Origin of the sequence: Paenibacillus sp. FSL W8-0919, from assembly GCF_038003785.1 — a bacterium.
Lineage (GTDB): Bacteria > Bacillota > Bacilli > Paenibacillales > Paenibacillaceae > Paenibacillus_AQ > Paenibacillus_AQ lactis.
In genome coordinates this window covers 4,348,335-4,375,019 of sequence record NZ_JBBOPV010000001.1, presented here as the reverse complement: position 1 = coordinate 4,375,019, position 26,685 = coordinate 4,348,335, and the positions used below count along the sequence as shown (strand labels likewise).

The 26,685-nt window shown below is 48.6% G+C and carries 23 protein-coding genes; 4 read left to right on the top strand and 19 right to left on the bottom strand.

The features are described 5' to 3' along the window. Nucleotides 1-301: 301 nt before the first annotated feature. From helD to NST44_RS19805, 8 genes are all read right to left on the bottom strand, one after another. Nucleotides 302-2,716 carry an RNA polymerase recycling motor HelD gene (helD, locus tag NST44_RS19840; RefSeq protein ID WP_007128200.1) on the bottom strand — a complete coding sequence of 805 codons (2,415 nt, stop codon included), beginning with the start codon at nucleotides 2,714-2,716 and terminating at the stop codon, nucleotides 302-304. 412 nt (nucleotides 2,717-3,128) lie between these two features. Beyond that, complete coding sequence (gene tnpA, locus NST44_RS19835) at nucleotides 3,129-3,602, bottom strand: IS200/IS605 family transposase (RefSeq protein ID WP_213613863.1); 474 nt, start codon at nucleotides 3,600-3,602, stop codon at nucleotides 3,129-3,131. A 209-nt stretch (nucleotides 3,603-3,811) separates the two neighbouring features. After that, complete coding sequence (locus NST44_RS19830; protein ID WP_034273142.1) at nucleotides 3,812-4,489, bottom strand: DUF1796 family putative cysteine peptidase; 678 nt, start codon at nucleotides 4,487-4,489, stop codon at nucleotides 3,812-3,814. Nucleotides 4,490-4,794: 305 nt separating this feature from the next. Continuing rightward, complete coding sequence (locus NST44_RS19825) at nucleotides 4,795-5,874, bottom strand: glycoside hydrolase family 88/105 protein (RefSeq protein WP_050954003.1); 1,080 nt, start codon at nucleotides 5,872-5,874, stop codon at nucleotides 4,795-4,797. A 190-nt stretch (nucleotides 5,875-6,064) separates the two neighbouring features. Next, nucleotides 6,065-7,708, bottom strand: coding sequence for an extracellular solute-binding protein (locus NST44_RS19820; protein WP_340900464.1), 1,644 nt, complete (start codon nucleotides 7,706-7,708; stop codon nucleotides 6,065-6,067). A 51-nt stretch (nucleotides 7,709-7,759) separates the two neighbouring features. Then, entirely contained in the window at nucleotides 7,760-8,659 is a 900-nt protein-coding gene (locus tag NST44_RS19815; protein ID WP_340900463.1) for a carbohydrate ABC transporter permease, read from the bottom strand. Between the two features lie 14 nt (nucleotides 8,660-8,673). Then, the gene (locus NST44_RS19810; protein WP_340900462.1) at nucleotides 8,674-9,639 is read right to left on the bottom strand and encodes an ABC transporter permease; all 966 of its coding nucleotides are present in this window, start codon (nucleotides 9,637-9,639) and stop codon (nucleotides 8,674-8,676) included. Between the two features lie 270 nt (nucleotides 9,640-9,909). Beyond that, entirely contained in the window at nucleotides 9,910-12,180 is a 2,271-nt protein-coding gene (locus tag NST44_RS19805) for a helix-turn-helix domain-containing protein (RefSeq protein WP_340900461.1), read from the bottom strand. 657 nt (nucleotides 12,181-12,837) lie between these two features. On the opposite strand from NST44_RS19805, the gene NST44_RS19800 reads away from it, so the two are divergent. Beyond that, nucleotides 12,838-13,320: a MarR family transcriptional regulator gene (locus tag NST44_RS19800; protein ID WP_007128208.1), complete on the top strand. Its 483-nt coding sequence runs from the start codon at nucleotides 12,838-12,840 to the stop codon at nucleotides 13,318-13,320. Between the two features lie 57 nt (nucleotides 13,321-13,377). Continuing rightward, complete coding sequence (locus NST44_RS19795; RefSeq protein ID WP_340900460.1) at nucleotides 13,378-14,409, top strand: nitroreductase family protein; 1,032 nt, start codon at nucleotides 13,378-13,380, stop codon at nucleotides 14,407-14,409. 87 nt (nucleotides 14,410-14,496) lie between these two features. Here NST44_RS19795 and NST44_RS19790 read toward each other — a convergent pair whose 3' ends face one another. From NST44_RS19790 to NST44_RS19770, 5 genes are all read right to left on the bottom strand, one after another. Next, complete coding sequence (locus tag NST44_RS19790; protein ID WP_340900459.1) at nucleotides 14,497-14,859, bottom strand: DUF4181 domain-containing protein; 363 nt, start codon at nucleotides 14,857-14,859, stop codon at nucleotides 14,497-14,499. Nucleotides 14,860-15,185: 326 nt separating this feature from the next. Continuing rightward, nucleotides 15,186-16,064 (bottom strand): ADP-ribosylglycohydrolase family protein, encoded by an 879-nt coding sequence (locus tag NST44_RS19785; protein WP_028405105.1) that lies wholly within the window; start codon nucleotides 16,062-16,064, stop codon nucleotides 15,186-15,188. A gap of 82 nt (nucleotides 16,065-16,146) precedes the next feature. Next, on the bottom strand, nucleotides 16,147-16,971 hold the full coding sequence (locus NST44_RS19780; RefSeq protein WP_340900458.1) for an isocitrate lyase/PEP mutase family protein: 825 nt from the start codon (nucleotides 16,969-16,971) through the stop codon (nucleotides 16,147-16,149). Nucleotides 16,972-17,154: 183 nt separating this feature from the next. Next, a complete protein-coding gene (locus tag NST44_RS19775) occupies nucleotides 17,155-17,589 on the bottom strand; it encodes an SRPBCC family protein (protein ID WP_007128213.1) in 435 nt (144 codons plus the stop codon). Between the two features lie 2 nt (nucleotides 17,590-17,591). Continuing rightward, nucleotides 17,592-18,092: a MerR family transcriptional regulator gene (locus NST44_RS19770; protein WP_007128214.1), complete on the bottom strand. Its 501-nt coding sequence runs from the start codon at nucleotides 18,090-18,092 to the stop codon at nucleotides 17,592-17,594. A 233-nt stretch (nucleotides 18,093-18,325) separates the two neighbouring features. Here NST44_RS19770 and NST44_RS19765 point away from each other — a divergent pair, with 233 nt between their 5' ends. Continuing rightward, nucleotides 18,326-18,664, top strand: a complete 339-nt coding sequence (locus NST44_RS19765; RefSeq protein WP_007128215.1) for a DUF1801 domain-containing protein — start codon at nucleotides 18,326-18,328, stop codon at nucleotides 18,662-18,664. Nucleotides 18,665-18,892: 228 nt separating this feature from the next. On the opposite strand, the gene NST44_RS19760 is transcribed toward NST44_RS19765, so the two are convergent. From NST44_RS19760 to NST44_RS19750, 3 genes are all read right to left on the bottom strand, one after another. After that, nucleotides 18,893-19,411 carry a hypothetical protein gene (locus NST44_RS19760; protein ID WP_007128216.1) on the bottom strand — a complete coding sequence of 173 codons (519 nt, stop codon included), beginning with the start codon at nucleotides 19,409-19,411 and terminating at the stop codon, nucleotides 18,893-18,895. A gap of 361 nt (nucleotides 19,412-19,772) precedes the next feature. Beyond that, entirely contained in the window at nucleotides 19,773-21,812 is a 2,040-nt protein-coding gene (locus NST44_RS19755) for a serine hydrolase (protein ID WP_210094823.1), read from the bottom strand. 246 nt (nucleotides 21,813-22,058) lie between these two features. After that, nucleotides 22,059-22,796 carry an SDR family oxidoreductase gene (locus NST44_RS19750; protein ID WP_007128219.1) on the bottom strand — a complete coding sequence of 246 codons (738 nt, stop codon included), beginning with the start codon at nucleotides 22,794-22,796 and terminating at the stop codon, nucleotides 22,059-22,061. Nucleotides 22,797-22,982: 186 nt separating this feature from the next. Between NST44_RS19750 and NST44_RS19745 the strand changes: the two genes are divergently transcribed. Continuing rightward, a complete protein-coding gene (locus NST44_RS19745; RefSeq protein WP_028405112.1) occupies nucleotides 22,983-23,888 on the top strand; it encodes an AraC family transcriptional regulator in 906 nt (301 codons plus the stop codon). Nucleotides 23,889-24,145: 257 nt separating this feature from the next. Here the strand turns inward: NST44_RS19745 and NST44_RS19740 are convergent, their stop codons facing one another. The 3 genes from NST44_RS19740 to NST44_RS19730 all read right to left on the bottom strand — a co-directional run bounded on the left by NST44_RS19740 (nucleotide 24,146) and on the right by NST44_RS19730 (nucleotide 26,275). Further along, nucleotides 24,146-24,643, bottom strand: a complete 498-nt coding sequence (locus NST44_RS19740; protein ID WP_007128221.1) for a DinB family protein — start codon at nucleotides 24,641-24,643, stop codon at nucleotides 24,146-24,148. A gap of 131 nt (nucleotides 24,644-24,774) precedes the next feature. Beyond that, a complete protein-coding gene (locus NST44_RS19735) occupies nucleotides 24,775-25,368 on the bottom strand; it encodes a YdeI/OmpD-associated family protein (RefSeq protein ID WP_040738121.1) in 594 nt (197 codons plus the stop codon). A gap of 130 nt (nucleotides 25,369-25,498) precedes the next feature. Further along, nucleotides 25,499-26,275, bottom strand: coding sequence for a TerC family protein (locus NST44_RS19730; protein WP_040738123.1), 777 nt, complete (start codon nucleotides 26,273-26,275; stop codon nucleotides 25,499-25,501). Nucleotides 26,276-26,685 lie beyond the last annotated feature (410 nt).

Genomic DNA, 26,685 nt, shown 5'->3' with positions numbered 1-26,685 from the left:
TGTTAGCAGCATCACAACTAGAGGGCCGATCACGAAGAACCCTAGTAATAATGCAATGATCTTAAATGGCGCTGACATGCCATGGTTCATTTTTTAGCTCTCCTTCGTTAAACGCCTTATCATTTTCAGCCATAGGTTTATTTTACAATATGTGGGGCGTTAATGCTATAATTATACATTTGTAAACTAAGGTTACGTGTGATATAGGAAAGGCGCGCCCATCGAGGCAGCGCCTGATCATCCTTCCAATAACGCAAGCAACTGAAACGGTCTATCGATATGCGAGCTTTCGAACCAGCTATCAAGTCACCATTTCATACAAACTAGAGTCCATGCTCTCCACGAATGGCGACCAGTCCCCTGTCGTATAAAGCAAGAGCTGATGCATGGCCCGGGTACATGCCGTATACAAAAGCTTGCGATCGTTGTCCCGGCCGTAAGCATGCGGTGACGCCTCATATATCAGAACCGCATCGAACTCAACCCCCTTGGCGAGATACACGGGAATAACCATCGCACCTTTCTCAAAGGTTTCCGTTTCCTTCGTAATGAGCTGCAATGCTTCGCCTCCATGCTTCCGCAATGATTCGAAGGCTGAGCGGCTTTCGGCAGCCGTCTTCGTAATGACAGCAATAGATTCGAAGCCTTCGGCTTTAAGCGCTGCAATATCCTTTAATACACGTATGTCACGCATCTCTCCGTCTTCCACCTTCACAAGAAGCGGCTTCGGTCCGCTCCTTTCAAACGGGACGATTTCCGACGCGTCGGAGAGCAGCACCTTCGTAAATTCCACAATCTCCCGAGTTGAACGATAACTGCGCACTAGGCGGATCAAGCATGTTTCGGTTTCTCCATAGAGCCGGAACAGCGGTGACTCGGCATCCTGCAGATTCGTTGATTGCGTAAAAATCGCCTGCCCGAAATCACCAAGTACCGTCATGCGGGCACGCGGAAACAGTTTTTTGAGATACTCATATTGAAACGGTGAATAATCCTGCCCCTCATCAATGAAGACATGCCGAATCTCCGTGTTCGTGCGAACGCCTTCGATCAATTCTTTTAAATACAAATACGGAGTGGCATCCTCATAGAAAATTTCAAACTTCTCCAGCTTATCCTTGGTTTGCTTACAGATTTCAGACCATAGCACCGGGATATCGACCTCATTCGTCTTGTCCCGATAAGCAGCTTCATCGATAAATAGCTGGGTATACAGGCCGTGAACATCGATGAACGAAAATCTTTTGACATTTTTCCGGATCGGTTTGAAGCTTGCCTTTACGATCTTTTGGCGGAGTAAGTCCTCCTCCCGCTCGGCGAAGTCAAAGTCGCCTTCGTCTTCTCGGCGTTTGTTGCTTATTTTCTCGCGAACAACGGCGTAGTGCTCAGCAATGTCAAGCACTTCCCTTTCCTTATGCAGCTCACTGAATACTTCCGCATAGTGCTCGTTGTCGAGATAATGGAGCTCCTCCTCAACCCAGGAGGCCCCGAGCTCCTTGCGTTCCAGCAGTGAAAGCTCCTTCAGAATCCACTTCTGCAGGAGATCGACACGATTGGCCAAGCTCAAGGAAGTGTCGTATCCGTAAAATTGCGATCTCATTTGCTCGGCGGTGATCAGAACGCGATCCCGAAACCGAATGCCGTTGAACAGCATGCCCTCCCGCCCCAGCCACTGTGCATAATTCTGCAGGGCTTTCATGAAAGCCTCGGACGCCTTATACTTCATCCCCTGAAGGCGGGCCTCATCGTTTGGCGTTGATTGTGCGGTCAGCACATATTCGATCTGGCTGAAGGGATCCTCCACTTGGAAGGATGAACCGAGCCAATATTCGAGATATTCCTGGAAAGTCGTCTGCTGCATATTCTCCTCGCCAAGCTCGGGAAGGACGGAGGATACATAGCTGTTAAACATCTGGTTTGGTGAGAATAGAACGATCTGATCCGCCTTAAGCGAATCGCGGTTTTTGTACAGCAAGTACGCCACACGCTGTAAAGCCGCGGAGGTCTTCCCGCTTCCAGCTGCACCCTGCACAATAAGCAGCCGGCTGTGATCGTTCCGGATGATGGCATTTTGCTCCTTCTGGATGGTGGATACGATACTTTTCATTTGCGAGTCCGCGCCTTTGGCTAGCATCTGCTGAAGAAGCTCGTCGCCGATCGTCACGCTCGCGTCAAACATACGACGAAGCTGTCCATCCTGGATCTGGTATTGCCGTTTCAGCTCCATCGTACCCGTGATCCGCCCGACCGGAGTGTCGTAAGAGGCAGCGCCAGGGGAATGATCGTAGTAGAGACTTGCGATGGGGCTGCGCCAATCATATACCAGGAAGGTCAATCCATCTTCATCGACGAAGGAGGATACGCCGATATAAATCTGCTCGCTCCCGTTCAAGCCGTCCTCCAGAAAATCGACGCGTCCGAAATATGGAGAAGGCAGCATTCGATTGAAGCTCCTCCACTGCTGCAGCAGAAGCCGATGACGGCGCTCCCTCTCGGATAGTACCGCGGCCTGTTGTTTAATCGTATAAAAGGTTTCTTCAAATTCCTCGTCCGTACTCGTATTGACCGTAACCTCTTCCCAGAATCTCCTGCGAATCTCGGCTGCCTGATCGCTCAGACCGCTAACTTCCGGTTCCAACGCGTCGATCCTAGCCTTCAGCTTTTCCCTAACTTGATCCAGCCGTTCTTGTTCTAACCGCCATCCCTTAGCTTCCATCTCGCTTGAACACACTCCTTTTCATTCTGGTCTGAAAAAAGTGCATTGACAAATCAGAGGTCACTGATGTACAATTAAATTAGGAAAAGTAATTATAATATCAGATTAAACTTGATTTTCAATTGCGCTACTGATTATAACATAGCGCTTTTTCGCGTTCAATTATTATTTTGTCTTTTGCCCCCTTGGTGTTTTAGCCTAGCTTTTTTATTTTTCGTAAAATCGAACGTACTCGCTATAAACCGGGAATGAGCATACAGCGACTAAATTAACCAGAACCACCCGTCAAACGGGTGGTTTGCTCTTGGGGTATAACCCCTTGTTGCCAAACTGCGCCTAAAGACGCTAGCCTGACAATAAAATTGTTCAGGCTCAGTGTAATTTGTCACTTTCACTTACCAGTTAAACTGGTTTACTTCTTCTTGCTACTGTTTTTGCTGAATGGGTCTTCATACTCTTTCACACTCAGTTTATCAATTGCCTGGTCGTGTGCTTCTTGCTCACGGATATATTTGGCCACGGTGGCTTCATTCAAGCCCACTGTGCTGACGTAGTATCCCTCCGCCCAAAATTTTCGATTACCATATTTATACTTCAAGGTAGCGTGCTTCTCGAATATCATGAGTGAGCTTTTCCCCTTCAGGTATCCCATAAATGATGATACTGAGATTTTTGGGGGAATTGCTACCAACATATGTACATGATCGGGCATCATGTGGCCTTCGATTATCTCCACTCCCTTGTATTTGCATAATCGTTTGAAAATTTCGATTAAGTCTTTCCTCACTTGATTATAAATCTCTTTCCGTCTATACTTCGGGGTGAACACAATGTGGTACTTGCACATCCACTTCGTGTGAGCTAAACTATAGCTCTTGTTTGCCATCTAAGACCATTCCTTTCATTATTGAGCCTGAACATCTCAATTTTATCGGAATGGTCTTGTTGGTCAAACCCTCGATCCCTCCACCCGCATAGCGGGTGGTTTTTTGTTTCGCACGCTTCGCGAGCTCAACTGGCTAAAGCCATAATAAAAATAGGAGTGCGGCTAAGCGATTGCCGGCACTCCTATTTTCACGTTCCAGGGCAGGCCTCTTAAGTCCAGTACCCTGTTAATGACAAACCGTTCAAGGCATAATCCCACACTGCTATATCATTGGGCCGTTCGAGGGGAACCTGCAGCGTGCTGATGCCGCCTAGTTCCCAATCGATCTCCTGAATCGACTCCAAACCGGATACAGGCTGCATGAATAAAATGCTGCAGCTGGCCGGCGTCAACGAGGACAGGACGGCATGAAGCGCGACGGCCTCTTGTACCCCGATCTCTCCCCACCGGACGAACAAAACGGAGCGGCTGTGTTGGAGCACATACCAAAACCGTTGAATGCGTCGGGCAAGCTTTTCCTGATATGCATTATAGGCCGCCACCCAATCCTGGTTCGGAACGATCGGGAAATCATGGACCGATATGATATTATAGCGCGAATCGAGAATAAAATGGGCGCTAAGGTGCGTCCCTCCTTCCGGCACAGTGATCCCTTCCTCCAGATAGGCTGAAGTCCCCTCTATCTTCCGGAGCTGTCCAAGCTCCATAAAGCCTTCAAACCGACTCTTAATCAAATGCGTCACATCCGTTACTGCACTTGAGACCATCCAATCCAGCGGGAAGGAAAAACGCCGCAGCTGTTTGCGCTGCAAATAGATGGATGGCCCGCACCAACTGCCCAAGCTGATTATGACATCATATGCGCCTTTCAAGTCTCCCAGCTTCACATTCGTCACCACTTTCTTGTTAAGAACATCTGCTCTATTCTATGCATTGTGACAAGCAGCCGTATAGATGTTCGGGCAACGAGAAGCGATTACTGCCCTTGTTTTTCGATAGGGCAATCGTTTTCTGGTCCCATCGGTACCCTTTAGCGAATCCCCGCGCTTGTTGGATCGCTTCATATTCGGACTTGGCAAAGGACAAAAGGCTCGCTCTCCTTTGATTTATGTATGGTAACCTCCCTCCAAGTCATGTTCGTTTATATCAAAATTCACCTTCAGATGCTTTTCTTCCCCTGCTCCTTCGATGTCTAATCGACCTGGTCGCTTCGTCTGCTCAGCTCGCGGTTTCTCTGGGCCTCGACTACTTCAATGACTGCCGCCAGGAACGCCAGCGCCAATCCTTGTCCCCAGCCCTGTGCCCATTTCCGGTCAATGCCGAGATATCCTTCGATATCGTTCATGACCGCCGTACCACCGGACACGTTCAGGACCCGCCCGTTATCCGCAATATTGGCGAGCACGCCGTCCAAGGCTCTTCTCACATATTTCGCGTGCAGCGGATTGCCCTGCATTACCATGGCTGCTGCAATTCCTGCTGTAGCCGATACTTCGCCGTAAGCATCCGGGTAATCGAGTACGGTGCCCCATAGCCCGTCCTCATGCTGCAGCCGTTTAACGGCTGCCAATTGGTCGCGCAAGGAGCTCCATATATGCATCATCGGAGGATAAAGATACCCTTCCGGCAGCCCCCTTGCCGCACGGGACATCGTATAGGCTGCCCAGGCGTTGGCGCGCGCCCAATGGATGGCGGACATATGGTCCTTTTTGACGTGGTTGTATCCATGGTACCACAGCCCGGAATCCTCATCTTGCAGGTAATGAATATGCCGTTCGAATTGATGCAGCGCGTCGTCTATAAGCGTCTTCTTCTCAAGCATCACGCCGACCCGAAGCTCCAAATATGCTGCCATGAACAGGGTATCCGCCCAGCACTGCTCCGGAAAGTCATTGTTGGCCGACACCGTATGCTGAAGGACCCGGTCACCGAAGCGCAAAGCTTGATGCTCCAAATAATCAATTTTACTTAAAATGAGATCCAGATATTTTTGATCCTTTGTCTGATCATACAGGGTCAACAGCATATGCCCCATCGCGCAAGTGTTCACGGTCCATTCTTCCGGAATGCCCGCTTCGAGGTACTCCTCCACCCAATCGATCATCCGATCCAGGTAAGCGTGCTCGCCCGTGACCTCGAACAGCCGGCTAATCCCGTAGAATGCGACGCCGCCCGGCCAGTCCCACGTCAAATCCATCCCGAACGTATAGTCCGCAATGCGCTTCGCGGTTTCCTTCAAATCTTCTAAAGCAATATCTAGTTTCAGATTCATATTACCCTCCATATCATTCAGAGCCCCCGCTTGCGGCAGGAGCTCTGTGTATTGGTTGTACGATTGATTGTACCGTTCGAGGCAGCCGTACGAAATGTTCATACGGTCGCCGCTGCTAGCAGATTCACTAATTTAATTATAATCGGATCATTTCTTTCCTCCAACTTCGTATATCGCTAGATTTTCACGATTACCGGAATTGACCTGCATCAATCGCTTTTTGCTTCTCGTCCAAAATCTCCTGGTAGCCTGCGTCGAGGAATTTCTGCTTGGCCGCTTCGTATCTCGCATCGAACTGGTCGGCCGGCGCAAGGATAATATCAAGATACAGCTCCTGGAAGAGGTTGTTCAAATCCGCCTTATACTCGGTAACCTTTTCTAGAACTACGGTGAACAGCGGATCCGGCGTCTGGTATGTTTTGGTCTCATTACGGTATTTAATCATGTCCTCGACAATCTGCTCGTAACCTGCAGGCGTCCAGTTATTTTTGTTAGCCTTAAGGGTAAGTTCTGGCGTCGCGAAGGATGGTGCTTCCGTAACAAGTGCCCAATAGTCCTTGTTATTGTTCTGAGATAGTACGGATTCTCCCTTGAAATCCGGATTTTTCACCGGAAGGCCATCGGAGTCGAGCGTATAATTCTCGCCTTCCACCCCGTTCTGGAGGAACATCAGGTTCTCCGGTTGGCTCATCCACTCGAGATACATCCATACCGCCGTGCGCTCCTCAGCCGTCGATTCATGATTAATTCCCATGATCAGGCCGAACGGCCAGTCGGCGCGTCCTTGCGGCACATTCCCCTCCGGTACGCCCGAGCCTGGAGGAAGCACGGCAAATTCAGCATCCGGATTATTTTTCAGCGTAGCTTCAAACACATCGGTGTTGTTGGTAAGGTATAGACCATAGGTGCCTGTATTCCCCGCTACAAATTCGGCCTTGAGCTTGTTATCATCGTCGCGAAGATAGAACTCTTTGTCAATAAGTCCGTTATGGTATTGATAGCTAAGGTTACGCAGCCAGGCTTCGGAAGCCGGCGTCGTAAAGTCCGCAACAGACAAATCGGAGTAAAGCGCGTGCGTCTTCGGATCGATCGGCCAATCACGGAATGCGTAGCTATAGTTGAATACATTCCGCGTCAATCCGGCCCCCGCAACGCCGATCCCTGCTTCCTTCCATTTGACAAGCATTTCATTGTACTTCTCAAGCGAGGTCAAGTCCTCGACTTTCATGCCCACCTTCTCCACCCAGTCTTTACGAATGATGCTGACAAAGTTATTGAAATCAGGACGCGCAGCGAATACGAACGTATTTTTCCCATCAACTATCCCGTATTGCAGAATCGTCTCGCTCAAATTGCTCCAATACGTTGGAGCATAGTGTTCAATCTCTTTCCAGTCCAGCTCCTGCATAACACCTTCCCCGTAATATGCAAGCGCTTGCGGCATGTCGTAGTGGAAAATAATATCCGGCGCTTTGCCTGCAGCGAGCAGCTGCTGATAAGTTGTCACTTCGTTCGTACGGGCGATCGGCGTAAACTTGACCTCGATATTGTATTTGTCGCCGAATTCCTTCTGAATCCAGCGGGTGTAATAGTTGTCCGTGACGTTCCAGCCCTCGAACGCACGCTCATATACCGGGATTTCGAGCGTAACTCTCTCCGGAAAGCCTTGCGAGTAATCGGGATAGCTGCCTTCGGCGTTTTCGCTTGGAGTGGCACCTTCATTCGTTGGAGCTGGCTCCTTCTTACTATTGATGCTGCTCCCCGTGCAGCCAGCTAGAAGCGCGGTAATCAAGATGAAAGCCATGAACAATGACATGATTTTCGGTTTGCTCATCGTATATCCCCTTTTCACCCTCAAATTATCGAAGCAACGGAATCGCAGACGTTATTCCTTGATAGCACCAAGCATGACTCCCTTTACAAAATACTTTTGAATGAACGGATAGACACAAATGATCGGCAAAGTCGCGAAAACGACACACGCTGCCTTGAGCACTTCAGGATTGCTGAGCGAGACCTGCGTCATCTCTAGCTGAAAGCTCTCGCTGGCCTGAACCACCAGGTAATATAGTTTCAGCTGCAGCGGCCGCAGATCGACATTATGCTTAATATAGAACAGCGCGTCCTGATAAGCGTTCCAGCGTCCGACCGCGTAGAATAGGGACAATGTCGCCAGAATCGGCTTGGAGAGCGGCAGCACGATGCTGAACAGAATCCGGAAATGCCCCGCCCCATCCATCCGGGCCGATTCTTCCAAGCTCGCCGGAATATTGCTGGAAATCGAAGTTCTTAAGATCAGCAGGTTGAACGCGCTAAAGGAAAGCGGCAATATGAGAGACCAGATCGAATCAAGCATCCCCAAGCTGTTGATCAGCATATATTCAGGAATGATGCCGCCTCCAAAGAACATCGTAAACATGAAGATGAAGGTGAAGAACGAACGGCCCTTCAGCTGTTTTCGGGATAGCGGGTAGGCTGCGCAAATGGTGACGATCATGCCGATCACGGTGAACAGCACCGTAATGATCACGGATATGTAAAGCGACCTCAGGATGCTCTGATCGGCAAACACTTTGCCGTAAGCATCCAGCGTGAAGCCCGCCGGCCAGAGAAACACCTTGTTAGCAATAACGTAAGCGTCCTCGCTTAAAGATTTGGCGACGACATGAACGAATGGCAGCAAGCAAGCCAGTGAGGCTGCAATGAGAAAGAGACGGATCAGAATATCCCATAGGTCCAGTTTCCTGATGCGGCGCACGGCATGGCTGCTGGCGTTTGTTTTCATCGCTTCCCTCCTTTCTATATCACGCCGTCTTCGCCCAATTTCTTGGCAACCCGATCCGCCAACAAAATGAGGATGAGCCCTACGACTGCCTGGAACAATCCGAGGGCGGTTGCTCGGCTGAAGTTGCCGCCCTCGATCCCCCAGCGGTATACGAGAACGGGTATGGTCGTGGTGAACTCCGTGGTTGCTTTATTCGATAAGGCAAAGACCCGCTCGAAGGAACCAGCCATCACATGGCCCAGGTTCAAAATAAGCAAGGTCACGATCGTCACCCGGATCGAGGGCAGCGTGATGTTCCACATTTTCCGCCATCGGCCCGCACCATCCACGACCGCCGCTTCATATAGCTCGGGATTAATGCCGCTTATCGCAGCCAGGTAGATGATGGTTCCCCAGCCCATGCTCTGCCATACGCCAATGAAGATATAGCTGATTAGCCAATTGACGTTTTCTTGAAGGAACGGAATTCGTGTCCCCCCCAAATTGGCGATCAGATTATTGATCATGCCGGTTCCTTCGCCCAGCAATTGATAGGCGATTGCCCCGATAATGACCCAGGACAGAAAGTGCGGTAAATAGAGCAGCGTCTGATTCACGCGCTTGAATAAAGCGTTCTTTACCTCGTTGAGCAATAATGCCAGGATGATTGGCATGGTAAAACTAAATATCAGATCCGACACGTTCAGCAACAGCGTGTTGCGAATGGCGCGACCGAAATCAGATTTGGCGAAAGTGTCCTTGAAGACTTCCAGCCCGACCCATTCACTGCCCCAAAATCCGTGGGCAATCTTATAATCCTTAAACGCAAGGATAAGACCGCTCATCGGCGCGTACTTAAAGACCAAGACAAACGCTAACGGGATGAGAAGCAGAAAATAGAGCTGCCAATCCCGACGAAGATAATAAAGGATTCCCTGTTTCTTTTCTAGGAAGGGATTTGAAGCGGTTTCAAATCCTGATGCAGTGTCTGGGACTTTCAAAATTTCACCTCCTCCATGGCTTGATCTCCTCCGTGCATTCCCCTTAATGGATGACCTCGAGGTTGGACATATCATATCGTCCCGATCATTCAAAGGTAAACGCCGAATATTGATACACTGCAGCCACTTTTGATTCAAATTCCATCTGATCCGCAATTCCTGAGAAACTAAGAATCATTTATGGCTGCTTGAATCAAATAGGGTGTGTTGTCCGTTCCGGCAGCTACATTAGTTAGCCTGTGGACCAAGCTTAAGGACCGTTTCTGCAGGTCACGAGGTTTTGGATCTGTGCAGCTTGTAGCTGCTCGGCGGCATCCCTTCGAATTTTCGGAACAGGCGATTGAAGCTTCGTACATTCATGTAACCTACCTCGGACGCAATTTGGGCAATCGACAGGTTACTGTCAAGAAGCAGCTCTTTGGCCTTCTCGATCCGCAGCAGGTTGAGATAGTCGGACAGGCTTTTGCCCGTTTGTTCGTAGACGATCTTTCGCATGTAAGAGTAGCTGATACCGATTTCCTTAGCCATCTCTTCAAACACCACTTCCTCACGATAGTGCTCATTCAAATAATGGATGATTCGCTCGGCATATTTGTGGGTCCCGCCCGGTGAGCGCGTAAGGTAGTGAACAATTTCGCTGTAAAATCCAATCAGATATTCTTCAAGCTCATCGAGTGTATCAAATGAAGCCAATGCAGCATAAATATTCCCCCTCCTGGAGAAAATCCGCGCGGTGCTGACGTTATTCTCTCTAAGGTGCTTAATGGTCACGCCAACCAATTGATGATAGATGAATAGGATATTATCGTAGGACACGTAATCGGCAGAACGGATTTCGACGCGTATGATTCTCAGCTCTTCAATGATGCTGTCCAGATTGCCTTGGTCAAGGAAGTTTAGAATTCGTCTTTCGCTGTTAGACGGATAGATATATTTTTTGTCCCGACCTTCCTCCTCCTTCCAATATGTGATTCCGCCGCTGCCGGCGATCATCCGCTGCTTGATCGCTTCCAGCGCCTCCGCCAGCCGATCCGAGACCAGCCGGATTGAATCTGCCGGACGGCTCACACCAATTGTGACTGAATGCTCCAGCAATTCAGCTGTATCGTCCTTCATCTTTTCTAAAGCGGCATGAATGCCGATTCTATGGTTGTCATCTTCGTCCTGTCCATAGTTGATCAGGATGGCGAAGTGCCCGTCGCCGTGATAGACGCAGCGCGCTTGAACGCCTTTGTGGAACAAGTGAGCACATTTCGAGATGAGCAAGTAGCGATGGTAGCTGCGCGTTTCCGGATTGTTCCGGCTTATATAATTCCGGTAACCGTCGATGGAAACGACGGCTACAAGAAAGTGCAAGTCCGGGAAAATTTCTTCCGCCTGAGACGTTACTTCCCCCCGCAGCAAACGATGGATGGCGTGGCTTTGGGCATCCTGCTCGCGGATACTCAGCAGCTGATACAACCCTTCCTCCTCTTCCTGCATCCGCCTGAATGCAGCCTCCAGAAAGACGAACTCATTCTTATTGCGGACCCCCGGATTGACGCGACCGCGAACGGTACGAACCAGTTCCCTGACCGGCTTGGACAACCAAGTGGCAATGAAAACGGTCAGGATGGATCCCGCGAAAATAATGACGATCGTAAGGAATATGATGCTTCGCTGCAAATTGTGGGGCTTGTTCATCAAATCATCGACTGAGTAGATGCTTACGTTTGTCCAACCGAATTCTTTCGTACGGGACCACGCATACAGTAATCGCTCGCCGTTAAGCTCACGGAACATGTACCCTTCAGGCAATGCCTCCTGGGCGATATCGTGGATGAATGGTTCCTCATACGCGTTCTTGAGCAGCAAATTCTTGTCATGATGGGAGATGATTGCCCCGCTTGACTTCATGAGAAAATAACCTTGTTTCCCCGATTTCGTTGATTGCAGGTACTGCTGGATTTGACTCTCCTTCAAATTGACAACAATCGTTCCGCGAGTAGCGGTTGAAAGCCGATTTAAAGGCAATGCGAACGATAAGACATTCACGCCCGAATCAAGCTTGCGCGGATACCATACGCCGCGGATTCCTTTTTGCTCCATAAGCGCTTCGTTCAGCCAGCCGATCGGCTCGTATTTGTCCAAGCTTGTAATGCCTTTGTCCGTCGATATTACGTAATTCGCATCGTCAAGATAAAAAAAAGACGAATATACCCCGTCGACGCTCTGATTCAGATTCAACAATTCCTTGAGTACCGCCATTGCCTTGCTTACATTCATGTAATTCGTTTTGAGTTCAGCTAGAGACTTGAACGGACGGATTCGATCGAAGATGTCGGTGCCGCCAAGGCGTACCGTATTCTGGGATAGATTGCTCAGAGCATTCTCATTCAGCTCGCGATTGGCATTTAGTTCTGCAAGCGAGGTTTCGGCGAAGGCATGCTCCGAATTTTGCAGGATCTGGGAGCTGCTGTACCAGGTTAAGATGGCCATCGGTACGGCCATGATGCAGAATAGGATAAATGCCAATTGCATCATCATTGGAATTCGCTTCATTGGACCCCTCCATACCCTAAATTGATTGCATAAGAAAAAAACACTTATGTATGTATTAAGATAACTAAAGCGCTTTCATTTGTCTTCGCTTTTAGGTGTCTGTTTTGTTCAGATTTCGCATTATATGTTAAGTCAATGGGGACCAGCTCGTAAATCGCCATAACTGATCTTCATGATCAAAATCTGATCCTTTTGCGAAAATGGGATCAAATTTTGCCAAGATGATCAGTAATGTCGTGCGTCAATTATGTTCCCGTTGGATCATCACCTGACCAGATATAAATAAAATTTGTCATCCTTGTGCATGGTTAGCAGCGCAAGTCAGTTTGATACGGTTACGTTGATTACCGTCGATTGACTATGTAAGACACAGCACCAAACAACCGCCGTGCAGTGACGGCGGTTGTTTGGTGTTATGACGGACTACGATACGGCCTAACGTTGCGTTCGACAACTGTCGATCACGAACAAAAAAATACATCATCTGCTCCTCTAAACGTTTGGATTTTTAGGCACGCTGTTTTTTATTTTTGTTAGATAAAACCGATCTTATGCAGCATATTTCATGATTTACCAAGCAGCAGCACGCACTTGCCGAATCATGTGAACTATGATATTTTAGTTTCCAAGTAAACAAAATGGAGTGTGGACCGAAGCATGGATTATCCTGACCGTATCAAGACGTTAATTTATGAACAGCTGCTTCATTTTTCCCATTTGCATGAACAGAGAATGGAGCTGGAGCTTAAAGAAATCAAAAAGATGGTACAGCTTCAGCAGCTGAAAGACGTGCCTGGAAACTTATCGACCATTCATGTTCTGGATTGTATCGGCGATCATGAACCGATCAATCATTCCGCGATTGCCGAGAAATTAAAATTGTCAAAGGCCAGCATTACCAAGATTAGCAAAAAGCTGCTTGAGCTTGAGCTTATTCATCGGACCCAGCTCAATGATAATCGCAAAGAGGTGTACTTTCGTCTTACCCCCCAAGGGAAACAGCTGTTTGAAATGCATCGGTCTATGCACGAAGCGGAAGAGCAGCGATTTATGCGTTTTTTGGACCATTACTCCGACGATGAGCTGCATACGATTTTGAAGTTCTTTCAGGGAATGGCCCGGTACATAGACGAGAGATAAACAAATTTTTTTAATATTTTTGTTTACTAGTAAACAATTTTCCGAGGAGGAATTACATTGAATTATTCCCAAACGATAAGAGAACGCAGAACCATCCGGAGATTCAACCCAACCCCGGTTGACCCTGATATAATCGTATCCTTGCTGACTGATGCAGCCAAACTGTACGAGACCGAAGGTACACCGCGCTGGCGCTGCCTATACGCCGGCACGGCAGAGTCGCGTCAAAGGCTGGTTGAGAGCATGATCGCCAAAATGAAGGAAAGCAAATTCGGCAAGCTTATCCCTGCTAAAATGATCAATTATTTCATAAAACAGATAACGGATATTCCCTCGCACCTGATCTTCATCGCGGAATCCGCCTCCGATCAGCGACAGCGCGATGAAAATTACGCTGGCGTGTGCAGTATCATGGAAAATTTTCTCCTGCTTGGTTGGGAGCGCGGGTTGGGCGCGCTGTGGGACACGGATCCGATGCTTCAAAGCGAATCGTTTCTTGCGGAAATCGGTTTGCAAGAGGGGGAACGTTTTGCTGGAATTTTACACGTGGGATATTTCGATAAAGTGCCGAGAGCCCGAAGAAGAACGCCGGCGGAACAAAAATGGACCTTGATCGTCGGAGACGGACAGCCGAGTGAAGTGCAATCGAATAACGCCCGGATTTCAGAGCAAAGCATTCTGGAGGTTCTGAATGACGCCGTCTGGGCGCCTAATGACGGATTAAGGGAACCGTGGCGTTTTATCTATGTAACGGGCAGCGGAGCAGCCGGAAAGCTGCCTGTCTTGCAAGGGAATCCTTCGTCTGCCCTCCTCCTAGTCGTAGCCAAGGAAGAAGCAGATTCACATAAGCAGGAGGAGGATTATGCAGCGGTATGCTGTTTGATCCAGAACTTTCAATTGCTGGCCAAATCCAAACCGTGGTACGCACGCCGAACGGTCCCGGAATGGATATATAACCAGGATCATTGCAAGCTATTCGGCATCCGTCCACTGGAGCGGATAGTAGCGGTGCTGGAGCTCGGGGAAGATGATCCATTCTCACAATCGGCACCGTCTGCTCCCCCATTGCTGAACCTCACGCATTTATGATGATATAGGAAAAAAAGGACATTCGTTCCTTCAAACGAATGTCCTTACGACCCTTTTTAGAAAATACGGTGGATCCTGCTTGCAATATCAAACGAACAGCTCAACACCAAAGAAGAGCAGCAAGCTGCTGACACTTGTGTAGGCGCTTAGGAGGTGCTGTTTGGATTCCTTATTGAAGCGTCTTTCAACAACGGATCGGAATGCATGCAGAAAGACTAGCACAAGAATAAAGTCCTGATAAGCCTCCCATCTCCATTCCAGAACAAGCCTCGTGTAGAAGAGGGCGATTAAAGAAACCGCAACAATGATGAGCTCCCCCATGAGATGAAATCGGTTGATATGCTTATACAGCGGCCCATTTGAATTGTAGGTGACTTTCATTTTTTTTCTCATCCATAAGTAACCGATAACGACTACGATTGCATACAAAATGATACTAATCTGAAACATTCAACTGCCCCCTTTCTAAGATAACGGACAGTATCACTTTTGACTTAACGCTCAAGTTTTGTGTACAGCTGCTCGAATTTGGTAATAAAGGTGATCCCTTCCTATTAAAATACACTACTTTCTTGTTTGGATCAATGGATTTAAGGAAACGCCTTCTTAATTGATTAACACACCATGCTTGCAGGTTAACATAAGGAATCATCGGAGTGGCTGATATCTAATACTCGAGACCGCTCTGCTGCTCTTTATCTAACGGGTACTTCTTGGTAAACAAGGACTTGAGCTTCATGGGAAACAAAAAAAGCCGCGGATTCCGCGACTCCTCACTACGAAATTTTCAATGCATATAGCTGCGAGCTGATCTCATCAAGCTTCTCCTTAATCAAAATCGCCTCGGCATATCGGGCCGGAATGCCCGCATAACCGTAGTAGATGCCTGCCAACCCACCGGCGATCGCGCCGATCGTATCGGAATCACCGCCTAGATTTGCCGCCTTCTGCACGACTTCTGCATAATCCGACGTTTGGAGCAGGATGTGGAGCACCCACCGGAAGGTATGTACCACATACCCGCTTGTCGGACAATCCGGCCGTTCTTCAATGATGTCCTCGTATTCGCTTCCCGCCACTTCGGCCATGATCGCCGTTCTTAAGTGTTCTCCCTGCAGAAGGCGCTGAGCCATTCGGTTATACATGATGCAGGCTTCAGTACACCTTGGATCATAATGCGTCATGCGTGACTGCATAGCCGTCATTCGATCAATATCTGCCGGGTCCTTATACGCTAACGCCGCAGGCAGGCATCGCATGAGGGATCCGTTCCCGCCGCTTTGCCCCATATCCATGTGCGCCACAAACGCGGCTTCGAGCCAATCGCCCTCGTATTTTTGAAACACGTGTCGGATGATATTCCCTATGTCTTTAGGTCTCGATTGATACCATTCCATAAAGAAACGCCCGATTGCTTCCATTGGTTCAACAGGATTTTCGAGGATTCCTGCTGCCACGCACAGGGTCATCATCGTATCATCGGTCACTTCCCCAGGCTCCAGGTGCCATACCCCACCGCCAATGATCTCCGTCAAATAACCATGCTTCTCCTCGATCTCCCGTTCAGTCATAAACTCCGTCGTTCCGCCAAGCGCGTCGCCCACAGCCACCCCGTACAGCCCGCCCTTGATTCGGTCAAATATTATGTTATCCATTCAAGCACCTCACATTTACTGAAGTTCTTCGTCGAGAGCGTTCTTTGGGGATGTATAGGATTATAGCATATGAAGAAGCCTCTTAGAGCCTCAATAAATCATCATAAGAAATTTTCGAGGTCGAGGTCATAAGCTCGAGGCTGCCCCTATCCAACATGTCCCGGCCGATGGACTGCAATAAGGATACCGCAGCTCGGAATGGCCCGGAGCCGGTACTGATTCGCTGGATGCCGAGCGCTTCTAGATCATGCGCTGGGGGTAATTCGGGTACAGCCAATACATTAATCGGGCCGTTTATTTCTTGCCTGAGTGTCCGGATGTCTGAGACTGTCTTGATTCCGGGGACAAAAATACAATCTGCGCCTGCTTCCTGATAAGCATGAGCACGTTTAATTGTTTCCTCGAGCTTAGTGAAAGGAGTCTCTAACTTGATCCAGTAGGGATCCGTTCGGGCATTGATAAAGACGGGAATGCCAATGCGTTTCCCAAGCTCACGGATGGCGGCGATTTTCTTTTGCTGATCAGGAATATCATACAGCGGCATTTGCGGATCCATGGTGCTGTCTTCCAGATTGATCCCTACCGCGCCGGCGTTGATTATCTGTTTGACCGTTTCAACAATTTCCTCTGGGTTCTCTCCATAGCCGTCTTCGATATCCACGGTTACGGGAATGTCGACGGCTTGAACAATGCTGCGGACGGCATCCAGCATCGTGTCAAAGGGCATGCTGCGGTCCGCATAACCACGAGATGCCGCAATGCCAGCACTGGACGTGCCCAGAGCTTGGAAGCCGCATTGCGCGAAAATTTTCGCGCTTACAGCATCCCATGCGTTAGGCAAAATAAAGAAGCTCGAGTGAAGCTTTCTGAAATTCATCGCCTTTTGAACTAGTTGTGTGCCTTCCATCTTACGCCCTCCCAACTCAATTTTTTCATATATGCAGCCCCGTTACATATTACACCAGGTATGATTCGATAATTATCGAATCATGGAATGCACATGCCCGCTCCGCTCCTGCACTCGTCTTAGAAATGAACAGAGCCGTTTCTCGGCAACAGCCGTTCCCAGACCATACAAAATCCCTGTCTCCTATTCGAGTGATTTGCCAAGCGCGTCAAGCATTTCGTTCGTGCCATGCTCGCGTATCTCTGGCGTATCATGCCCGTCGAAAAACGCCCCTTGCTCGGTGAATACCAGCTTCGTGCCGCTCTCGGTTGGGAAGAGCTCGACAGTCGTGATTGAAACGGACATCCGAATATCGTCCGAATCCAGGGAGTAGCTATAAACGATCCGCTCCTCCGGCACAATTTCTTGATAGCAAGCGTCAAAGGTAAAGACGGGTCCCTCTGGCGGACCTCCGCTGCTGTATTCCCGCCCTCCGACACGAAATTCAAAAATTTCGGGCTTGGAGAACCACTTTGCCTTGGAATTCACATCGGACCAGGCTTGAAAGACCCTCGCAGGCGATGCGGCATAAGTTCGTTCCACTACAAAAGTGGCGTGTTTGACAAAACGTTCAGTCACGGTTATTCCTCCTTAGATTTTGATTCTTCTTCTCCCACGGCAAGAAAATCGCCAAGCATATCGAGACGCTGCTCCCACCTTGTCCGCCGCTCGATAACCAATGCCTCATGGCTTTTTTTCATCACTTGCAAGAGTTCGGTGAAATCTTCCACAGCTAATGGTGCATTTCCCTGTATCGACTTGGATACATGCTGAAGCTGTTCAAGGAGCATTTGCTGAAGCTTCATTTGCTCCTTAATTCGAGCCATCTGCAGGTTGATGATCTCCAGCGGGCTGATCTGCCCGTCGTTAAGGACGGACTTGATTTCCTCCAAAGATAAACCCAACTCCTTCAGCGATACAATCTGCTGCAAGCGGGAAAGGTCAGATTCGTTGTACAGCCTGTGACCTGACTCAGTCTGCGCGGATGGCGAGAACAAGCCGATTTGATCGTAAAATCGCAAAGTTCGCACGGTGAGCCCTGCGAGTTTGGCAAGGTCCCCTACTTTCCAATGTCGTCTCATCAGAAACTCCTTTGTTAGCGCTAACGGTTTACCGGTAGCTCTAGTATAAAAGATGACGTTACGTAAGGTGCAAGCCATAAATTGATTTTAGAGCAGGATTTGCTTGGAATGCATCCATATATCTGATAGAAATATTTAGGCAAGACATTTACCAAATATTCCTTTACAGGAATATTCCAAACGTGGTATATTCAGTTCAGTAAATAATTTCCTGGAAAAGGAGCTGAGCTGGATTGAATCAAGAAGTAACCTCTTTTATAGAAAATCTCGGTAAGCCGTGGCAAGTTGAGATTTCAAATCGACTACGCGAGTTGGTTCATGAAACCATTCCCTCGGTCGAAGAGCGTATCCAGTACAAAAAACCGCATTTTCTTAAGAATGGACATTACGCCGCGGTGATTTCCCCCTCGAAAGACGCAATTGCGTTCATGATTATGAATACGGCCGAGCTGGAAGTGCCGAAAGAATTTGAAGGTCCGCCTGAGCGAAAATGGTTGAAAATTCGTGAAGTCGATTCGCCGGACTATGGACTCTTAAGTCAATTGCTCGAAAAGGCATCCAGTTCGCTTTAATGTAATCGAGAAGGCGATTTGAGCATATTTATTTTTCATCGATTGGAACATGATGTGCAGGGAATGCTAATGGATTATCCTAATTTATCGATTACCTGTCCAGCCAGCAATAATCCATTTTCATATCTGAAGGCACCCGGAAAATACGGTACTAACCGTTCATTTCCAGGTGCTTTTTATGCTGGAGGTCGTGTTAAAAAAAGAAATCCGAACGGCAGGCAATCACCATTATAATCCGGATTCTGGCGACCGTCTCTCAATCTTGCATGCAGGCTCCTTAGCTTTTTTGAAGCTTGCGCCTTTGATTATTTTGGTAGGCAGAGGGTAGATTGTTATGAGCTTCTCATAAATAACCTTCACCTCTTCTCGGTTATCACTTTTTATATGGCGAGCCAGAGCTTCGAAGTCCGAAACATCCTTTTTCCGATACCAGTCATACCCAAGCGCTATGGATTCGGCGAGTTTATCTCGCGATTCTTGAGGAACTTCCGGCTTTTCGAGATACATTTTTATGGCATACATCACGTTCGACCCATACAGTTCGCCAGTACGGTTTAATTCTACCCCTTCAGACTCCGTTTGCGTTGTGAGATCTGCTGACTCCCCGATATTCGGTGTTGGAGCTTCTTCCGATACGGATGGATGGTTTCGTTGATTTGCCTCTCCGGTACTAATGCTGCAACCGGCACTTAAGGCGAAGGATAAAATCATTGCGATTTTACCCCCATAATGAACAAGATGCTTCAAGTTTGAATTCCCCCTCATGCTTCAACAAGCAGATTGACCTCTGTGGGATTATTCTACTATACAACCATTATTTTCTTCCAATTATTTTTCGACTGCCCTTTGGCAAAAGGTGTCAGCGAAATAGTGCCCGTGAACCGAGCTAAACAAATGGGCTCGCTCCGCTCCAATCGGACCACCATCTTGATTCCCACGGATTGGCGAATTTTGGCCCTTGGGACAAAACAACGCATGAAAAAAAGCCGCCTTTGGCGACTTTTGAGAGTAACTTTTCGGTCTTGTACAAACGGTGATTCATGCATTTAACACTCCGGTTCATCGCTTCGCTTAAAAATCACATAAGTTCGAGTGACCCTTCAACAAGTTAAGCGGAACCCGGCAACGTCAAGCTTTTCGTCCCAAGGAGGTATAACAACGCTGCCGCTTCCTTGCGTGTCATGACCTGCTTGGATCGGTAATCGACGGAGCCGTCTGGGGACGGTGTCACTTCCGGACCATAGAACTTGTATCCGACGATATTGCTTACAGCGTCAACGGCCCATGAATCGGTCTTCCCCGTTAGCTTTGCTTTCTCTAGCGGATGACCTAGCAGGATCGCAAGCCGTGAAGCCATCGCTGCCGCCTCCTGACGGGTGATCGGACGGTCCGGTTCGAACGAGCCTTTGTCGGTGCCTGTCACAAACCCCATATCAAACGCTGTCGTGATTTTACCCGCATCCGACCGGTTCGCCGTGTCCCTGAATGCAGGTTGGCTCTTTGAAGGGACAGCTCCCAGCCAATTGACGAGCCAAATGGCGAATTCGGCGCGAGTCATCGGCGCATCCGGAAGAAACCTTCCGTCCTGTCCGGCTTGAACCACGTTAAGCTGATGCAAGCCGTCAATGTAGGACGCATAAGGATGATCTTCGCCGACATCCTTAAATCTTTCGGGAATAGGCAGCTTCTCCGACCACGCCGCCGGATTGGTTTTGGTGAATAAGAACCTGATGGTCCCGTCCTTGTTTTCTTGAAACGCCACAGGACTTCCTTGCTCATCCTCGAACAGCAGCGGCTCGACTTGTTGGAGTGTGTGCTTACCCATTAAATCTTCTAGCAAGAGTACGCCATCTTGTGCCTTAATTCGAGTTGTCAAATAGGCGACCCGCAAATCCCGATAGATGCCTTCGTACCTTTCCAATTGATCCTTGGCAGGTGTAGCGTAGATTGGTTGACGTTCAGCCGGAAAATACCTGTCCATGAATGCTTCGAATAATCGGTCTCGAAGATCGGAGTTATTGTTGTACACGATAAAGGCGCCAACTTTCTGCTCGGGAAGAAGCCACATCCATGAAGCGAAACCGGGGATGCTCCCTCCTTTTCCGATCACGTATTGATCGTTGAATTTGTGATGCATAGCGAACTCAAACCCGTACGTCATCGTCGGCACCTTCGGATGAATCGCCTTCTGCACGCTTTGCATCTCTTTTAATGTTTCTTTCCGAAGAATGCGTGTCTCTCCGAGCGTTCCTTCGTTTAAATGGGCGAGCATAAACTTGGCCATATCGCTCCCCGTCGTTAGCATGCTGCCCTGAGGCATATCGGTTGGAATCGTATTGTAAGGCGGCAGCGGCTCTTGCCGTTCGTTGTAACCGGTAGCAAGGCTTGACTCCATGCCTGGAGTCAATACGAACTGGCTGTTCTTCATTCCAAGCGGCTTGAAAATGTTGTCATTCACGTATTGATGGAACGGCTTACCGGACACTTGCTCGACAATATAACCCTGCAGCATTGAGGCGAAATTATCATATTTATATACTTCGCCCGGTTTGTGAATGACCGTTGGCATCGTCTTGATGATGTAATCTTTGAGCTGCGCAACGGCGGACAAATCGCCCGTAATCATGTCGCCCGGCGGCGGGTCTACGATATCAAAGCCGGTTGTATGTGTAAGCAGATGCTCCATCGTTAGCGGCGAGCCCGTATTATTTTTTAGTAGCACGTCGCCCATGTACTGCTGAACGTCCTGTTCCAGGTCGATCTTGCCTTGTTCCACTAGCTGCATAACGGCTGTAGCCGTAATTACTTTGGAAACGGAGGCAATACGAAACCTGGACTGTTCCGGATCCACGGGTTTTCCTGCCTCGAGGTCTGCATAGCCGTAGCCTTTCTGCAGCAGTACTTTGCCATCCTTAATGACAACAAATAACGCACCGGGTACTCCCAAAGCCTGAATATCGGGGCGGTTGAAAAACGTGTCGGCAAACGCTTCGATGTCCTTCTCGTTCAGTATGGCCGCCCTTTGGGCTGGCGCCAATTTCTCTTGAGGCTCTCCGGCTGCGGGTACCGCAGGCACGGTGGCACAAGCGACCATAACGACTGCCAAAGCCGAAAGCATGTTTTTTTTCCAAACAGGGATGGTTGCCATTTAAGCTGCTCCTTTCTCACTCCAATCTACTATTGCAGCGGAATCGCCATTACAAGTATTGAGGTCTTGTCTTCGATGCCGGATCCGACTTTTTTATTGTATTTGCGAATTCTTTCTGTTTACTTTCTCGTTTCATTCAATTACCTTACAAAAAGGCACAGACGTCTCGCGAACCATGTTCAGGTACTAAAAAAACCGCCATTGGCGGCTTTTTAAAGGACCTTTTGTCTTGCCCTCCGTCTAATGTTAATTAAATCCGCCATTAATGCGGATCGTCTGTCCTGTTATCCACCGGGCTTTGTCGCTGACAAGCAGCTCGATCGCATTGGCAATGTCTCCGGGTTCGCCCAGTCGTCCGAATGCGTTCATTCGGCGGTATGAATCAATTAGCTCTGGTGACTTGCCGCTTAAGAAAAGTTCAGTTGATACCTGGCCCGGCGCTATGCAATTGATGACGATATCTCTTGGGCCGAATTCCTTGGCCAATTGGCGGGTCAACTGCTCGACTGCTCCTTTCGTAGCAGCGTACACGCTGTACGTCGGAAGCATCCCACCTGAGATGGAGGTCGAGAAGTTAATGATCGTTCCCCCCTGCTCCATATGCTTCATCGCTTGTTGACAAGCGAAATACGTTCCCTTCACGTTGATCGCGAAATGCCGGTCAAAGCTCTCCTCCGTCACGTCCTCAATCGCCGTACACTCCATGATGCCGGCATTATTAACCAGAATGTCCAGGCGTCCAAACCGCTCAAGCGTTTCCGCGAACAACGTTTCAACTTCTCCTACCTTGCTGACATCGGCACGAATCGCTGCAGCTTCCCCGCCGGATGCCTCAATGGTCTGAACAGCCTCCTCCGCTTTCCCTGAATTCGAGGAATAATTGACGACCACCTTCACTCCGGACGCAGCCAGTTGGATCGCGATCTGCCGTCCGATTCCCCGTGAAGCCCCGGTAACGATTGCCACTTTTCCATGTAAACTCATATTTGTTCACACCTTTACCTTCATTTTATTGCCGGTAACCCGACTGGATTGACCCTGTGAACTCATTATATGGAATCAATGGCTTATGCCGTTAGAACATATCTATTCAATCCTTGCCTAATTCTCTTCATTCTCGATATGATAAAAGCAATACACTCCGACTGATCTGGAAAGGAATACGTGACTATGGACGAATTACTCCGCAAGGAGCAAGTCTTGCAGCAATTGGCGAGTTTGATATGCCGCCACGCTCCGTCAACCGGGACACATTTGACGCCGATCCCGTCGTTGATGTTGATGCATGCTACAAAACTGTCCCAGCCGATGGAATCCGTATATAAGCCATCGATATGCGTCGTAGCGCAAGGGGCAAAAACAGCGACAACGGCCAATGAAACCTATCGATATGATCCATCGACCTATCTGGTGACTTCCGTCGAATTGCCTATCATCGGAAGAATCATTGAGGCTACGCCCGAAACTCCGTATTTAAGCCTAAAACTTAGCTTCGATGCGGACGTCATCTTGGATATTGTCAAAGAGACGAGCCCCTCCGTTGTTTCGCTGAGGGAAGCCTCCCGCGGCATAACCGTAAATCGCACGTCTCCACCATTGCTCGAAGCCATGGTTCGTCTCATGCAGCTGCTGGACGAGCCAGATCATATTCCTTTCCTGGCACCGCTAATCATCCGCGAAATTCTGTATCGCATCCTCCAAGGTGAACACGGCTCGCTTATCTATCAATTTGCTATGATCGGCAGCCATGCACACAATATCGCGCAGGCGATCCAGATGATTAACCGGCAATACGACCGTCCGCTTGTCATTGAGCAGCTTGCCAAATCCGTCAACATGAGCACGTCTGCATTCCATAAACACTTCAAACGCGTCACGGCAATGAGCCCGTTGCAGTATCAGAAAAGCTTGCGCTTGCAAGAAGCCCGCCGACTAATGGTGACCGAGGCCGTGCAAATTTCCGAAGCCGCCTTCCGCGTAGGCTATGAGAGCCCATCGCAGTTTAGCCGCGAATATGCCCGTATGTACGGACGGCCGCCCATGCTGGATATTCAGGAGCTACGGGATTCGATATGAGTGATAGTCATAAGCACTGCGCGAAACATAAGCCATTTTAAGCCAATTTTCATGACATTCATTTGACCTTAAAACAAAAGAAAAGGCAATCTACTCCAATCGAATAGATTGCCTTTTCGGGCCGCTGTTACTTGCCACGATGTCTCGTGATAAACGGAAATCTTCCTTGGTATTTTCCCTCTGTTGTACTAAGGAGCGGAGGAGATCATCGCCGGCAGCATATGCCGATTCCCCGCGACTTCACGAGGCATCTTCATTCATTTTACTGACTCGTCGGCGGATGGACCGTAAAAGCCCGGAACCGGAATATCAAGGAGCCGCAAATATACCCCAAGCTGCGCCCGGTGGTGAACCATATGGCTGATACCGAAGGTGCGAAGCGCGATAGCCCGAGGCTGGCGCAGGATGATATGGTCGCCGTTTCGCAAGGTCCATTCCTCGCCGAGCGTCGTCTCACCGCATTCGGCTAACAGCTGATCAAGCTTGACGACGTTTGCGTCGAATTCTTCCAACACGTCATCGCGTTTTTCTAAAGCCTCCCGCCGAAGCGGCACGGTTGCAAGATCGAATTCAGGGTACTGAAAAATGGCAATTTGCCAGTTGAGGATGTTGATCAGATGCGTGGCCAATCCGCCAAGCGTCATGGACTTCTCGTGCGGCTTCCACGACATATGCTCTTCGGGCAAGCGCTCCAGAATGCGGCGTGTAGCACTCAACTCTTGCTTCGCGTCTCCCACAATCAATTGTTTTACCATTGTTTTCCTCTCCTCCTTATATAGCAAGCATACTATAAACCCGCTCGGGTGAACATCATGGATTGGGTCGGATCTTTTCCAGTTCTCAATGAGAGTCCGCGAGAATCGGAAAGATGAACTAATCGTATATCCTAATCGTTTAATCCCTTTCCATCAAGGATTTGCGGTACATATTTTTCGACCCGGGACGCACGGGTTTTAGACTGCTTGGGTTGGGAGAAATAATGAAGATACGCTCTTTGACGTCCGGGCGTCAAGCCTTCAAATGCTGCTTTCAAGCCAGGGATTTCCTCGAGCTTAAGTTGAAACTCTTCAGGAACTATGTATTCATCCGTCTTTTTAAAATTGACTTCCAAACCGGCCTTTTCAATCTCAATCGCTTCATATATATAAGATTTCAAGATGGGTTCTAACTCATCGATTTCTTGTGCATTGGTGAACCGAATTTGACGCGCCGCCTGCACATTTTCCGTTTGTTGGATGAGAATTCCGTGGGCATCCTGTAATAAGGCGCCTTTGTGAAACAGCAGTGCACAATATTCCTTAAATCCGTGGATTAAAACGACGTTCTTATTCTTAAAGCTGTAACAAGGATGCATCCACTTAAAATCTTCGGTCAGCTCACAGTCAAGAACGATGGCTCTCAACTTTTCATATTCTTCTTTCCACTTTCTGGATTTACTTACGAATTCATCGACCTTTGGATTCAGATTTCGAGTTGTCACGATGGAGCCCCCCCCCTTCAAATTCGTCGATCCGCCGATCGACAAGAATGATCATTCATCGTTTGCGTAAAATGGCCACCCTTTACTGGATGGCCATCTGTCATTTCATATAGTGAAGCTCAGAGTTAACCTAGAGTGGATCGGCTTGTGATTGTTTTTTGTTCGCAGGCGCAAACCAACCGAGAAGGGCTATCGCCACCAATACACCATAGAAGATCAACGTCCAGGCTGTGCTATGTGGAAAATGATGATCCAGCACAGCGATATCCTCATGAGCTAATGTAATCACGACGAGCTTGACCCCAACCCATGCTACGATGGCATATGCCGTGGTCTCCAGTGCCGGCCGTTGAGCAAGCAGCTTAACAAACCATGTCGCCGCGAATTTGATCAGGATGAGCCCGGCGATGCCGCCAAGCAGGACAACGATAAATTTTCCGCCGTCCATTCCACCGAAATTTCCAAGCGGCGAATCCGGAAGGCCCAGCGCTAAAGCCACTGCAGCAAGAATGGAGTCAATCGCAAAGGCGAGGTCAGCAAGAGCAATTTTACCTACGGTAGGCCAGAAGCCTTTGCCCGCAGCATCTTTCTTTATATCCTCGCGGATGTTCTTGTTTTCCTTGCCAAAACGCGCTTTGATTATATGTTTTAAGCCAAGGTACAGCAGATAAGCAGCCCCGATCGCTTGAATTTGCCAAACGTTCGCAATAAATGATATGGCAAACAGGGCGGCGAAACGAAAAACAAAAGCCATGATAATTCCGTAATTGATGGCTTTCTTCTTCTGGTCATCCGGTAAGTGCTTCGCGATTACCGCCAGAACGAGGGCATTATCCGCAGATAGTAAGCCTTCCAATCCAATAAGAATTAGTAATGCCCATGCATACTCCAACCAAAGTGACTCCAACAGTTACTTCCCCTCTCTGATGTTTAGAATGTCATGACAAGCTTCTTGCTTTTAACCTCCAAGCATTGAAGCAAAGGGGATTTTCCGACTTACATGGTTTCCCGTATCCCCTTTCGCTATTTACGTTGTCATTTAACGTCTCGTTTCATTCATTTTTCGTTTGTTTTATCATTCATGCTCCGTAGAAATCTCATCACCTTTCATAAAAATTGCCACCCGCTACACTATCCGTTGATGAATCTATTGTTAGTGTCCATTTCGGCTAAAGATAGTATACCAACAGCCTGCCGCTATTCATAGTGACTGTTGATATAAAAGAACCAGAACGGATTTGGATACAAAGTCGCAGAAATCGTGAGCTCATGTGTAAACATTCCAACTCTCTCTTTCCATCCGAGCATCGCGGCATG